We start from the raw sequence: 13,169 nt of genomic DNA, 5'->3' as shown, positions 1-13,169 counted from the left end.
TTTGACCCGGACTCTTGACTCACTCGACGATCGCCGCGATCCTCGGCCCGAGAGCCGCCTGTTACCCACGGAAACAACGCAGGCGATTCGCAGCCCGGCATCCCCCATGACCGAAGGCATCGCTGACCATGATTCGACCATCACGACACGGGGCGGGCGGCCGGTTCGCCCTGGTGTCCCTGTTCATCGCCCTGGCCACCGTCGTCTTCGGCGCGGGGCCGGTCCCCGCCGCCGACGGCGGCAACTGGTGGGAGCCGACCGCCCGGCCGGCTCCCGACTCGCAGATCAACGTCACGGGCGCCCCGTTCAAGGGGACCGACGCCCAGGGCAAGGTGCGCGGCTTCATCGACGCGCACAACCACCTGATGTCCAACGAGGGCTTCGGCGGCCGCATGATCTGCGGCCAGACCTTCTCCGAGGCCGGCGTCGCCGACGCGCTCAAGGACTGTCCGGAGCACTACCCGGACGGCTCCGGCGCGCTCTTCGAGCACCTGACCGGCGGCGACAACGGCAAGCACGACCCGGTCGGCTGGCCCACCTTCAAGGACTGGCCCGCCTACAAGTCGCTGAGCCACCAGCAGAACTACTACGCGTGGGTCGAGCGGGCCTGGCGCGGCGGGCAGCGGGTCCTGGTCAACGACCTGGTGACCAACGGCCTGATCTGCTCGCTGCTGCCGCGCGACCGCGGCTGTGACGAGATGGACGCCATCCGGCTCGAGGCCCGCAAGAGCTACGAGCTGCAGGACTACGTCGACAGGATGTACGGCGGCCCGGGCAAGGGCTGGTTCCGCATCGTGACCGACTCCGCGCAGGCCCGCTCGGTGATCGAGCAGGGCAAGCTCGCGGTCGTGCTCGGCGTGGAGACGTCGGAGCCGTTCGGCTGCAAGATGATCCTGGACGTCCCGCAGTGCTCGCAGGCCGACATCGACAAGGGCCTGGACGAGCTGTACGGGCTCGGCGTGCGCAGCATGTTCCTGTGCCACAAGTTCGACAACGCGCTGTGCGGTGTGCGCTTCGACAGCGGCACGACCGGTGTCGCCGTGAACATCGGCCAGTTCCTGTCGACCGGCACCTTCTGGGCCACGGAGAAGTGCGCGGGCCCGCAGCACGACAACCCGATCGGGCTGTCCACCGTCCTGCCCGCGCTGGCGGAGAAGCTGCCGGCCGGGGTCACCGTCCCGTCGTACGCCTCCGACGCCCAGTGCAACAAGCGGGGGCTGACCAGGCTCGGCGAGTACGCCGTGAAGGGAATGATGCAGCGCGGCATGATGCTGGAGCTCGACCACATGAGCGTCAAGGCGGCGAACCGGGCCCTGGACATGCTGGAGGCCGAGGAGTACCCGGGCGTCATCTCCAGCCACAGCTGGATGGACCGGGACTGGACGGACCGGGTCTACGGACTCGGCGGTTTCATCGCCCAGTACATGTCCGGTGCGCAGGGCTTCATCGGTGAGGCCGGACAGAAGGCCGACCTGCGCAGGAAGTACGGCGTCGGGCTCGGCTACGGCACCGACATGAACGGGGTCGGCGGCTGGCCGGCGCCGGTCGGCGCGAACGCCCCGAACGCGGTGAAGTACCCCTTCCGCAGCTTCGACGGCGGCTCGGTCATCGACCGGCAGGTCACCGGCGAGCGCACCTGGGACTTCAACACCGACGGCGGCGCGCACAACGGTCTCGTGCCGGACTGGATCGAGCAGATCCGGCTCTCGCCGGGCGGCCCGGGCGTGGTGGACGAGCTGTCGCGGGGCGCCGAGTCGTACCTGACCACCTGGAAGGCGACCGAGAAGCACGAGATGGGCGTCAACCTCGCGTCGGGGCAGCCGACTTCGGCCTCCACGACCGAGTGGTGGAATCCGTTCGTCAACTACTCGCCGGGCCGCGCGGTCGACGGTGACACCGGCAGCCGCTGGGCCAGCGAGTGGAACGACAACCAGTGGTGGCAGGTCGACCTCGGCACCGAGCGCCGGGTGGGCAGGGTCACCCTGGACTGGGAGGCCGCCTACGGCCGTGGCTACCGGATCGAGCTGTCGGACGACGGCGCGAACTGGCGGACGGCGTGGTCCACGGACTCCGGCGACGGCGGCTACGACACGGCCGAGTTCGCCTCGCAGCCGGCCCGGTACGTCCGCGTGCAGGGCGTGCAGCGGGGCACCGGCTGGGGCTACTCGCTGTACGAGGTGAAGGTCACCCGCTCCTGATCCGCTGAGCGCGAGCACGGGCGAGGGGCCTGCCGGACGCCGACCCGGCAGGCCCCTTCGCCGTGCGCGGGGCGGGTCAGCCGGCCGCCGGACCGGTCCAGTCGGCGGGGACGCGGGCGAGACGGACCCGCTGCGGGTGGTCGCCGACGGCCACGGTGGCCACCCGCCGTCCCGTGGCGAAGTCGATCGCGGTGACCCGGTCGGCGCCGCTCTCGGAGATGACGCAGGCCTTGCCGTCGCCGCTGACCGTCGCCCAGTACGGCTTGCTCGCCTCGACCAGCGGGCCCTCCTGGAGGGTGGCCCGGTCGACGACGGTCGCGTAGTCGTCCATGGTCCCGGCGACGCACAGCTTGTCGCCGTCCGGGCTGATCGAGAGCCCGTGGTGGCGCGAGTCGTTGACCCAGGTGGTGCGGTCGGGATTGGTGGCCGGATTGCCGGGGAGCGTCTTCAGACGGGTGATGCGGTCGGTGGCGATGTCGTACTCGAGGAAGCCGTTGAAGAACGAGACCTGGAAGTAGATCTTCTTCTCGTCGGGGGTGAAGACGAGGGGCCGCACGGCGTCGGAGAGGTCGCCGCGCCCGAAGGCGTCGAGCCGCTCGCGCATGTCGATGACCCGCACGGTCTTGTAGGTGGCCGCGTCGACGACGGTGATCCTCCGGTCGCCCTTGGTCCAGTCGAGCCAGGGCGCGTCGAGGGCGGTGGTGACCTCGCCGATGGACATGTTCCACAGCAGGCCGTCCGAGGTGAAGACGTTCTCGTGGGGCTTGTCGCCGGTCTTGAAGGAGCCGAGCTGGCGGCCGGTGACGATGTCGAGGACGTGGACGGTGTCGGCGGTGGACGCGGAGACGGCGACCCGGGTGCCGTCGGGCGAGACGGCCATGTGGTCGGAGCGATAACCGGCCACCGGGAAGCGCCAGTTGATCCGCCCGGTGCGCAGGTCGATGGAGACGACGTCGGCGAAGCTGGGCCGGGAGACGACCATCGCGGTCCCGTCGGGCGTGGCGTACATGTCGTCGACGAACTGGTCGTGCCCCTCGCCCGGTCCGCTGCGGACGCCGAGGAAGTAGGCCAGCCGGATCGGGTCGAGGTGGATCTCGCGGAGGCGCTCCTCCTTGTCGGGGATCACGTTCACGCGTCCTACGCGGCCGAAGTCGCCCCGGGACGCGATGACATCGGCGGTGCCGTCCCAGTTGTTGCCGACGAACATCACCTCACGGAGCCCGCCGGCGGCGTCGTTGGTGGCGGCGGCCGGCTGGGCGGCGGCCCCGGTGCCGCCGAGCGCGGCGAGCAGGGCGAGGGCGGCGGCGAGGGCTGCGCCGGGGCGCAGGCGGGGAGAGGGCATGAAGGTTCCTTCTTCCGGCTCCTGACGAGGACTTACCCGAGGTAACCATGGACATGTCACACCGACAAGCCCTTGGCGCACCCCTCCCGCACCCCTCCCCCGCACCGCCCCGCACACCGGCTCGCGGCACGCGCACACCATCCGCACACCGTCTTCACACCCTCCGCAAAACGGCTGGTAGCGGCCCTGTCGACGGGTGCTCGCTGAGGCACAATGCGTGACGGCGACAACTTCTGGGGGGAACGGTGCGCAAGGTGAGCGGGACGATACGACGGTTACGGGCGCTGATGCCCGCGAACGGGGTCGGATCCGGCCTCCAACGGGCCCAGTCCTTCATGATCCTGACCACCCTCCTCTACCGGGCCAGCCACCTCACGGTCGGCTTCCTCGCCGTCGCCCAGCACCGCGCCGGCCACCCCGTGCAGTACGTGTGCCTCGCCGTGGCGCTCGCGCTGAGCCTGCTCGTCTACGGGGCCGCGCTGCGCCGCGGCTGGTTCGAGCCACGCCTGGTCTGGACCGATGTGCTGGTCACCGGCTGCGCGCTGCCGTACGCGCTGTACGCGTGGGGCGGGGTGCGGGAGACCCCGGCGATCGGCTGGGCGATGCTGCTCGGCGGCTCGGCGAGCAGCCTCGCGGCCATCGTCCTGAAGCGGCCGCACGCCCTCGCCGCGATCGCTCTGCTCGTCGTCACCCATCTGCTCGGCTACCACCTGGTGGGCGCGAGCGGCGCGGTGCTCGGCGGGCACCTCAACTCGCTGCTCGCGTCCGCGGCGATGACCGCCATCATGTGGTGGTACCTGCGCCGCCAGGGGCGGCTGCTCGACGAGGCCAACGCCCGCGCCCTCGCCGCGGAGCACCAGAAGGCGCGGTACGCCGAACGCCTCGACCACCACCGGGCGCTGCACGACACGGTGCTCGCCACCCTGACCACGCTCGCGAGCGGCGGTGTGGACGCCAACGCGCCCGAGGTCAGGGAGCGTTGCGGCCGCGAGGCGGCCTATCTGCGCCGGCTCATCCAGCAGACCGCCGACGAGGTCCACCACCCGGAGCTGGGCGCCGCCCTGGAGGACGCCGTCCGCTCGGCGGAGAGCCTGCGGCTGCGGGTCACCGCCCAGTACCACGAACTGCCCGCGGTGCCGCCCGAGGTGGCCGCCGCGTTCGCCGACGCCGCGCGCGAGGCGCTCAACAACGTACGGCGCCACGCGGGCACCAATCACGCCTATCTCACCGCGGCGGGCAGCGGAGAACGCGGGCTCCTGGTCATCGTGGTCGACCGGGGCCCCGGCTTCGACCCCGACGACTACGTGCCGGGCTTCGGCCTGCGCGGCTCGGTCTACTCCCGGCTGGCCGAGGTCGGCGGCCGGGCCGTCGTGGACACGGCGCCCGGCGAGGGCGTGCGGGTGGAACTGAGGTGGCCCGGATGACCGGTGCCACGCGGAGAACCGAGGGGACCGGGATGATCACCGTCGCCGTCGTCGACGACGACCGGATGCTCCTCGACGGCATGCGGTCCTGGCTCGGCCAGGTGCCCGAGCTGCGGATCACCGCCACCGCGGCGACCGTCGGCGCACTCCTCGACCTGACCGGCGACGTGCCGCCCGACCTCGTGCTGCTCGACCTGCTGCTGCGGGACGGCTCCGAGCCCGCCGACAACATCCGGCGGCTGCTGAGCGGCGGCAGCCGGGTCCTCGTGATCAGCACCGTGCCCGACCGGACCCGGGTCATCGAGGCGCTGCGGGCGGGCGCCGACGGCTATCTGACGAAGGACAACGACCTGCCGACCCTGGTCTCCGCGATCAAGGACATCGCGGCCGGTCACGGCGCCCACTCCCCCGAACTCGCCTTCGCCTGCGCGCACGACACCAGCCCGGCCCGACCCCGGCTGTCGCCGCGCGAACGGGAGATCCTGCTGGACTACGCGTCCGGCATGACGCTGAAGTCGGCCGCCCGGCGGGCCGGCATCACCGTGCACACGGCGAAGGACTACCTGGACCGGGTCAAGGCCAAGTACCGGCAGGCCGGCCGCCCCGCCTACACCAAGATCGACCTCGCCTGCCGGGTCCGCGAGGACAGCCTCGAAGGGGGCTGACGAAGGCCGGGGGACACGCAAGCCCCCCAAACGGACGGCTGCAGGGGGCAGGGGCCCCCTTCCTATCGTCGTCCACGGCGACCGCGCGGCGGCACCCCCAGCCTCCCCGCGCGGCGCCACCATCTTCGACGCCGGCCGCCCGGCTCTCCTCCTCTTCTCCCCCACTCCCTGGAGAGGCAGATGACCCAGCCGCACGCCTGTACCACCCCGGCCCCCGTGCCCCCTCCCGTCGGGGGGCGGGAGGAACTCGAGGGCCGGGGTTCCGAGTCGGCGCACCTCGCCGGTCTCCTCGGCTCCGCCCGCGCGGGACGCGGCGGGGCGCTCTTCGTCACCGGCGGGCCGGGCTGCGGCAAGACCCGCCTCGCCGCCGAGGCGCTCGATTCGGCCACGGCGGCGGGCATGGTGACGGCCCGGGGACGGGCCGCCACGGTGACACCGTCCGATGTGCCCTACCGGCCGCTGACCGAGGCACTGCTGACCCTCGGCCGGACCGGACCGGCACCGGATCCGGCGGAGCTGGGGCGGTACGGGCCGGTCCTGGCCCGGCTGGCGGACGGCACGGCACGTACGGGGGTCGCCGCCGTGTCTCCGCTGGTCGCCGCGGAGGCGGTGCTGCGGCTGCTCGCCGCGGCGGGCCGGGGACGGGGGCTGCTGCTCGTCCTGGACGACCTCGACGCGGCCGACACCGGCACGCTCGCCGTCGTCGAGTACCTCCTGGACCACCTCGGCCCGCTGCCCGTCGCCCTCCTGCTCACCGCTGGCAAGGGCCCCGGCCCGGCCGCCGCGCTCGCGGCACGGGCCCGGCGCAACGGGACCGCCACCACGGTCGAGCCCGCGCCGCTGGGCCTGGAGGACATACGACGGCTGATGCCCGGCGCGGATGCCGCCGACGCGCTGCGGGTGCTCCACGACAGCGCCGGCATCCCCTTCTTCGCGACGGAGCTGGCGCGCGCGCCGCGCGGCGGTGCGGTACCCGCCGCCGCGGCGGAGTGCGTACGCGGCCGGGCCGCCCGGCTTGGCACGCCCGGCGGCGAAGTCCTCGGCCTGGCCGCCCTGTTCGGCGAGCGGTTCCCGCTCGCGGTCGTACGGCAGGCGGCCGGCCGCCCGGACCGCGAGATCGACGCCCTGCTCGCCGCCGCGGTCGACGCCTCGCTGCTCGTGCCGGACTCGGCGGAACCCGAGTGGTACGCCTTCCACCCGCCGATGGCCGCCCGGGCCCTGCGCGAGGGGCTCACGCCCGGCGAGCGGACCGGCCTGGCGCGCCGCGCGGCACGGGCCCTCGCCGCGCTGCACCCGGGGCTGCCCGGCGCGTGGCGCGCCCACGCCGCCGCACTCCACGAGCGGGCCGGCGATCCGGTGGAGGCCTCCCACCACTACGCCGAGGCGGCGGAGCGTGCCATGGCCGACAACCGGCCCGGCCGCGCCCTGGAGCTGCTGCGCCACGCCCACGATCTGCTCGACCCGGCCGCGTCGCCCCGGCCGCACGCCCACGTGCTCTCCCGGCTCCTGGACACCGCGCTCCGCGCCGGCCGGCTCGACGTCCTCCCCGCCTGCGCGGCGGAGCAGCTCGCCGCCCCGGCCGGCCCGGCCGGAGCGCCGTCCGCGTCCCTGCCGGCCCCGGGCCCGCTGCGCGCCACCCTGCACGCCGGCCTCGCCGAGCTGCACGCGCTCGCCGGCCGCCCGTCGGAGGCGGTGCGGGAGCTGGACGTGGCGCGCTGGCAGCTCGGGGACGGCGCCGACGACGACCACACGGCCGTCGTGGAGCTGGCCGGGGCGCACGTGGAGCCGGGGCGGGTGGCGCCCGAACGGCTGCGGACCGCCGCCGGGTCCGCGCGCCTCGCGGCCGACGCGGCGCGCCGCGGCGGGCTGCCCGAGGCCGCCGGCCGCGCCCTGCTGGCGCTCGGCCGGCTCACCGCGGACCGGGACGAGCAGGCCGCGCGCGACGCCTTCGCGCAGGCCCGGGGCCTCGCCGCCGCCCATGGCCTCGGCCCGCTGCGGATCGCCGCCGACTCCTGTCTGGCCCGGCTCGACCTGCGGTACGAAGGACTGACGGCCCCCGTCGAACGGGCCCGCCAGGAGGCGGCCGCGGCGGAGCTGCTGCCCGTCGTGCACGAGACCGGGTACGCCCTGGCGCTGGACCAGGTCCGGCGCGGGTCGTTCACGGCGGCCGGCGAGCTGATCCGCGAGGGCGCCGCCGAGGCCTCCCGGCAGGGTCTGGGCCGGGCCGAGGCGATGTGGCGGCTCGCCGAGGCCGTGCTCGCCGCCCATCAGGGCCGCAGGACCGAGCTGTGCGAGGCCCTGGCGCGCCTCGCGCCGCTGGTGGACGCGGCGCCCGGGGTGCGGGCGCGGGAGTACGGGCTGGCGCGGGCGTTCTGCTCGCTCCTGGAGGAGGACCACGAGGCCGCGGAACGGGAGTTCGCGCAGGCCGTCGCGTACGACGCGGAGAATCCGGCCGTCGGCGACCTCGGCCGCCACGGTCCGGCGCTGCTGCTCGGCGTGCTCGCCGGGCGGATGGGACGGCCGCACCACGTCGAGGTGGTGGCGGCGGGCGCGGCCCGGGCGGGCTGGAACCGGCCGTTCACCGGTCTGGCGCACGCGGTGCTGCTCGGCCGGGAGGGCCGCCCGGGCGAGGCGACGGCCGCCGCGCGGGCGGCGCTCGCCGCGGCGGAGCCGTATCCCGTGGCCAGGCACCTGGGGCTGCGCCTGGTGGCGCGGGCGGCGTACGAGGACGGCTGGGGCGCGCCGGTGGACTGGCTGCGCGAGGCCGAGGAGCACTTCCACGGCGCCGGGCTCGCGGCGGTCGCGGGCGCCTGCCGGTCCCTGCTGCGCGGGATGGGCGCGCCGGTGCGGCAGCGGCGTTCGGGCACCGAGCAGGTGCCGGCGGGCCTGCGGCGGCACGGCATCACGGTGCGCGAGTTCGAGGTGGCCCGGCTGCTCGCGGAGCGCTTCGGCAACCGGGACATCGCGGGCCGGCTGCACATCTCGCCGCGCACCGTCGAGAAGCACGTGGCGAGCCTCCTGCAGAAGACCGGCCACCCCAACCGCCAGGCCTTCGCCTCGGCGGCCCGCGAGCTGGTCGCCGGCTGAGGGGCCGGTCCGGCGGATCGGGGCCGTCCCTTGACCCTGATCCGCCGGACGGGCCCTGGCGGGGTGCCCCGCCGATCGAGCCCGGCGTGATCGGCGGGGCACCGCTAGCTCCGTGCCCCGCTGACGGCGGCGCCGACGGGGGCCAGGTGGATCACCCGGTCGAAGGTGCGGTCGAGGTCCTCGTCGCCGTGGTGCACGACCAGCAGCGCGCGGCCCGCGGTGCGTTCGCGCAGCAGGCCGAGGACCAGGGCGCGGCCGTGGTCGTCGAGGTTGGCGAAGGGCTCGTCGGCGAGGTAGACGTCGGCGTCCTCGGCGAGCAGGACGCCGATGCCGACGCGCTGGCGCTGTCCCGACGACAGGTCGGAGGGCAGCTGGCCGGCGAGGGCGTCCAGGGCGAGGGCGCTCCGCAGGGCCGGGTCGGTGACCAGGTCGCGTACCGGCAGGGGCGGCAGGTCGACCGGGGTGGTGAGGGCGGCGACGCGCGGCGGCAGGGTGACCGTGCCGCTGTCGGGGGCGAGGGTGCCCGCGATGACGTGCAGCAGGGTGGTCTTGCCGCAGCCGTTGGGGCCGCGCAGCAGGGCGTGTTCGCCGGCCCGCAGCTCGACGTCGGGCAGTGCGACGGTCGCGCCGCCGTCCGCCCCGTCGGTGGAGCCGTAGCGGATGCGCGCGTCCCGGACCCGTACCAGCGCGCCCTCCTCGTGGTACGGGGTCCGCAGCGCGGCGCGCAGGTTCTCGACGCGCTGGAGGACGGCGGTGCTGCGGCGGGTCTGCGGGATCATGTTGACCAGGTCGAACAGGCCGGTGACGGCCCGCCACAGGGAGTTGACGAAGGCGAGGAAGCTGCCGAAGGTCATCCGGCCGCTGAACACGAAGAACGCGCCGATCACCATGGACGCCGTGTCGGACAGGTTCATCACGAGGTCGCTGAGGGTGCGCTGGCGCTGGCCCAGGCGGTAGTTGGTGAGCGTGATGCCGAGGAAGCCGCCGAGCGCCCGCTGGTTAGCGGCGCGGGTGCCGGGCAGCAGCGCGGACAGGCCGCGCAGGGCGTGGAAGGCCTCGAGGGTGCGGGTGAGGGTGTTGACGTAGCGCGCCTCGGCGTCGCGCTCGGCCTCGGTGTTCTTCGCGATGCGCTTGGCGAGCCGGTTGCTGACGAGGACCAGCGGCGGCACGATCACCAGGAGGATCAGGCTGGCCTGCCAGGAGAGGTAGAGCAGCACGCCGAGGAAGACGGTGGAGGACACCGCCTGGCGGGCGATGCGGATGGCCACGTCGATCGCCGGCAGGACGCCCTCGCGGACGTCGTTGTGGATGCGGCTGACGTAGGAGGCGTGGCCGGTCTCGGCGAGTTCGCGCCCGTCGAGACCGAGGGTGCGGGCGAGGAGTTCGGTCTCCAGGGCGAGGACGACGCCGTTCTCGTAGCGCTTGCGCCGGACGGCGACCGCGTAGCCGGCGAGGTTGAGGCTGAGGCCGAGCAGCAGGTAACAGCCGCCGAGGAGCAGGAAGCGCCGGAAGTCGGCGGTGAGGATCGCCTGGTCGAACAGGGCCTTGAGCAGCAGCGGGTGCAGCAGGGCCTCGGAGCCGGCGGTGACGGCCTCGGCGACGAGGATGACCGCGAACGGGGTGCGGTGGCCGAGCAGGGTGCGCCAGAGCTGCTTCACCGCGCCGCCCCGGGTGCCCCGTCGGCTCCGCCGAGCTCGTCGAGGAGGAAGTCGGGCCGTCCGCCGTGGTTGGCCCGGTGCAGCACGCGCAGCACGCCCGCCGAGCCGGTGAGGTAGTCGGTGGAGCAGCGCAGCAGGCCCTCGCCGGGCACGCCGAGCAGGGTGGCCCCCTCGGCGGAGGGCTCGCCGGCGGGTATCCGGAAGCGGGCGCCGGGCTCGAAGAGGAAGACCCGGCGGACGTAGTCGAGCTGGCGCAGGGCGGTGTCGCGGAAGCCGGGGTCGCCGGTGAACTCGGCGGCGTCCAGGAGCGCGTCGGCGATGCCGCTCATGCCGAAGCAGTAGCCGGGGAGCACCGAGTGGCCCACGTCGAGGCCGCGCAGCACCTCCCGGGCGTTGTCGAGGTCGCCGTAGCGCAGCAGCACCTGCGCGACGCCCGCCGAGCCGACCTCGACGTACGGCTCCATGGTGCCCTGGTGGTCGAACATGATCGGCCCGCCCTCGTCGTCGATGGGCTCGGCGTGCTGCATCTCCCAGGCGAGCGCCTCGCGGCCGATCCGCAGGTACCGCTTCTCGCCGGTGACCTGGTGCATGCGCAGCAGGAACAGCGCCACTCCGGCCTGCCCGAAGCCGAGGCCGGTCAGCGGCCGTTCGGGCGAGAAGGAGTTGAGCCAGTAGGCGTGGCCGTCCTCGCGCCGCGCGGTCTCGCACAGCACCTGCGCGCAGGCGCGGGCCGCGGCGAGGTGGTCGGCGGCGGCGTCGGCGTCCCCGGCGTGCAGGTGGAAGCGGAGGTTGGTCATGCCGAGCCCGGCGAGGCCGTAGTAAAAGGTGTGGTCGGGCTCGGCGCCGGGTGCGTGGGCGCGCCGGTTGGCGTGCGCGAGCAGCTCCGCGGCCTCGGCGGAGAGGCCGAGGGTGTCGGCGGCCCAGGCGATGCCGGCGAGGCCGCTCATCAGCCCGTCCGGGTAGGCGGACAGATTGATTCCGGCCAGTCGCTCGCGCAGCCACTCCCGCCACTCGGGGCGTACCGGCTGTCCGGAGGCGTGCAGCGACCACAGCACGCCACTCGCGCCGAAGCCGAGGCTGAGCGGGTTGGTGACGTGCGCGAACGGGTCGACGGGGAAGAGGGTGGCGCGTCCGGTGTCGGCGACGGCGGCGGCGAAGGCCGCCACGCCGGCCTCGGCGCGCACCAGCGCGGCGGGGTCGACGGTCCGCGGGCTCGGGGTGCGCACCTGGTCGACGAGGCTCTCGTCGTCGCTCAGCGCCTCGATGAGCTCGGTGGGCGTGATGCGGGCCGCGGCGAGGTCGGTGATCAGCTCGTGGACGCGGGGCGGCCAGCCGAGGCCGTCGAAGTAGAGGCGGAAGACGTCGAGGACGTTGTCGCGGAGGTACGACATGGCGGCGATGGGGAAGACGAAGTACGCCATGGTGGTGGCGAGCGCGAACAGGTCGCCCTCGAAGCCGTGCGCCTTGTAGGTGTGCTTGGAGAGGCTGAAGCCGGGAGTGAAGAGCTCGACCGGCCGGTCCAGGCCCTCCTCGGCCCGGCCGTCCGCCGTGGCGGCGAGCCGGCAGGCCTCCAGGTCGACGACCGTCACCTCGTAGGTGTCGGAGTCGATGAGCAGGTTGGCGGCGGTGAGGTCGCCGAGGATGACGTCGCGCTCGTGGGCGGCGCGCACGGCGCGGGCGAGGCTCCGGAAGACGGCGAGGTAGATCCGCAGGAATTCCTTGGACTTCTCGACGTCGAAGCCGGGCCGGGCCAGCGGGTTGCGTTCCAGGAGCACCGAGCGGATGTCGGTGCCCTCGATGAACTCCTCGGCGATGAAGTGGTGTTCCCAGTGCTGGAACTTGGTGATGGGCACGGGGAAGCGGCCGGTGCCGTCGAGCCGCTTCAGGAAGGTCCACTCGCGTTCGAGGATGTCGAGGGCGTCGTGGTCCTGCCGCGGGTTGGGGTTGGTGTGCGGGCGGGCCTCCTTGAGGACCACCTTGCGGTCGCCGTCGGCGGTGTCCTCGGCGGTGTAGACGCCGCCGGCGTTGGAGAACTGGATGGCCCCGGTCACCCGGAAGCGCCCGCCGAGCAGCCCGTCGTCGTCCTCGTCGTCCTCGGGCTTCCAGTCGTCGAACGGCCACGGCACCCAGTCGGGGTGGGCCTGGCCGGGCAGCCGGCTGTCGCGTACGGGCGTGCCGTCGGGTCCGGTGATGTGCGGGACGCGCCGGCCGAGGGCGTCGACGGTGTGCGTGTCGAGGAACTGGCCGTAGCGGAAGTACAGCGCCTTGCTGTCGCGGTAGCGCAGGTCCGAGAGGACGTACGCGCCCTCCGCGCCGTCCAGGAGCACGGCGAGGTCGGCCAGGACCTCCTTGAACCGCTCCTCGTCGCGCGGGTAGATCGTGACGAGCTTGCCGCCGCTGCCCCGGGCCATGCCCTTGGAGTTGAGCATCTCGAAGATGTTGAGGTCGAGGGCGAGCTTGAAGTCGATCCGGTGCTCGGTGAGATAGCCGATGACGGTCGCCGCGGTCTCGTACACGGTGCGATGGGTCGCGGACACGTGGATCTTCCAGCCCTGCGCCGGCAGGTCCGGGTCGAGCCGGTGGCTCCACCAGATGCCGCTGCGCGTGAACCGCGCCCGGATCCGCTCGTCGAGCCCGGCGAGGAAGTGGTCCTCCCGCGGGACGTAGTGGACGTCGAGCGGGTCGAAGGACAGCGTGTTGTTCCACGCGAAGAGGAAGCGGTTGACCCATCGTTCGTTGCGCATCTCAGCCTCTGTTCAGCCCTTGTGGTCGGTGTGGACGCACGGCAACCGCGC

The 13,169-nt window shown here is 73.8% G+C and carries 7 protein-coding genes; 4 read left to right on the top strand and 3 right to left on the bottom strand.

Annotation, left to right across the window (positions count from 1 at the left end):
• The first annotated feature begins 128 nt into the window (after window positions 1-128).
• On the top strand, window positions 129-2,198 hold the full coding sequence (locus tag ACFYU9_RS02265) for a discoidin domain-containing protein (protein WP_389210070.1): 2,070 nt from the start codon (window positions 129-131) through the stop codon (window positions 2,196-2,198).
• A gap of 76 nt (window positions 2,199-2,274) precedes the next feature.
• On the opposite strand, the gene ACFYU9_RS02260 is transcribed toward ACFYU9_RS02265, so the two are convergent.
• Complete coding sequence (locus ACFYU9_RS02260) at window positions 2,275-3,540, bottom strand: YncE family protein (RefSeq protein WP_389210068.1); 1,266 nt, start codon at window positions 3,538-3,540, stop codon at window positions 2,275-2,277.
• 287 nt (window positions 3,541-3,827) lie between these two features.
• On the opposite strand from ACFYU9_RS02260, the gene ACFYU9_RS02255 reads away from it, so the two are divergent.
• The 3 genes from ACFYU9_RS02255 (at window position 3,828) to ACFYU9_RS02245 (ending at window position 8,716) form a co-directional block, all read left to right on the top strand.
• The gene (locus ACFYU9_RS02255) at window positions 3,828-4,964 is read left to right on the top strand and encodes a hypothetical protein (protein WP_389341561.1); all 1,137 of its coding nucleotides are present in this window, start codon (window positions 3,828-3,830) and stop codon (window positions 4,962-4,964) included.
• The gene (locus ACFYU9_RS02250) at window positions 4,961-5,629 is read left to right on the top strand and encodes a response regulator (protein ID WP_389341558.1); all 669 of its coding nucleotides are present in this window, start codon (window positions 4,961-4,963) and stop codon (window positions 5,627-5,629) included. Before ACFYU9_RS02255 ends, ACFYU9_RS02250 begins: the two co-directional genes overlap by 4 nt.
• A gap of 180 nt (window positions 5,630-5,809) precedes the next feature.
• Window positions 5,810-8,716, top strand: coding sequence for an AAA family ATPase (locus ACFYU9_RS02245; RefSeq protein WP_389341555.1), 2,907 nt, complete (start codon window positions 5,810-5,812; stop codon window positions 8,714-8,716).
• A 104-nt stretch (window positions 8,717-8,820) separates the two neighbouring features.
• Here ACFYU9_RS02245 and ACFYU9_RS02240 read toward each other — a convergent pair whose 3' ends face one another.
• Both ACFYU9_RS02240 and lanKC read right to left on the bottom strand, forming a co-directional pair.
• A complete protein-coding gene (locus ACFYU9_RS02240; RefSeq protein WP_389210060.1) occupies window positions 8,821-10,374 on the bottom strand; it encodes an ATP-binding cassette domain-containing protein in 1,554 nt (517 codons plus the stop codon).
• Window positions 10,371-13,118, bottom strand: a complete 2,748-nt coding sequence (gene lanKC / locus ACFYU9_RS02235) for a class III lanthionine synthetase LanKC (RefSeq protein WP_389341552.1) — start codon at window positions 13,116-13,118, stop codon at window positions 10,371-10,373. The genes ACFYU9_RS02240 and lanKC overlap by 4 nt, the downstream gene beginning before the upstream one ends.
• Between the last annotated feature and the right edge of the window lie 51 nt (window positions 13,119-13,169).

It is taken from the genome of Streptomyces sp. NPDC004327 (genome assembly GCF_042873935.1).
In the GTDB taxonomy this organism is placed as follows: Bacteria; Actinomycetota; Actinomycetes; order Streptomycetales; family Streptomycetaceae; genus Streptomyces.
Note: the sequence above shows the minus strand (reverse complement) of the source record. Positions and strands in the feature narration are given on the sequence as shown.

What these genes read in the sequence shown, in the direction of transcription:
- ACFYU9_RS02250 (WP_389341558.1), top strand. Translation starts at nt 4,961, where the DNA reads ATGACCGGTGCCACGCGGAGAACCGAGGGGACCGGGATGATCACCGTC.
- ACFYU9_RS02245 (WP_389341555.1), top strand. Translation starts at nt 5,810, where the DNA reads ATGACCCAGCCGCACGCCTGTACCACCCCGGCCCCCGTGCCCCCTCCC.
- ACFYU9_RS02265 (WP_389210070.1), top strand. Translation starts at nt 129, where the DNA reads ATGATTCGACCATCACGACACGGGGCGGGCGGCCGGTTCGCCCTGGTG.
- ACFYU9_RS02260 (WP_389210068.1), bottom strand. Translation starts at nt 3,540, where the DNA reads ATGCCCTCTCCCCGCCTGCGCCCCGGCGCAGCCCTCGCCGCCGCCCTC.
- ACFYU9_RS02255 (WP_389341561.1), top strand. Translation starts at nt 3,828, where the DNA reads ATGCCCGCGAACGGGGTCGGATCCGGCCTCCAACGGGCCCAGTCCTTC.
- lanKC (WP_389341552.1), bottom strand. Translation starts at nt 13,118, where the DNA reads ATGCGCAACGAACGATGGGTCAACCGCTTCCTCTTCGCGTGGAACAAC.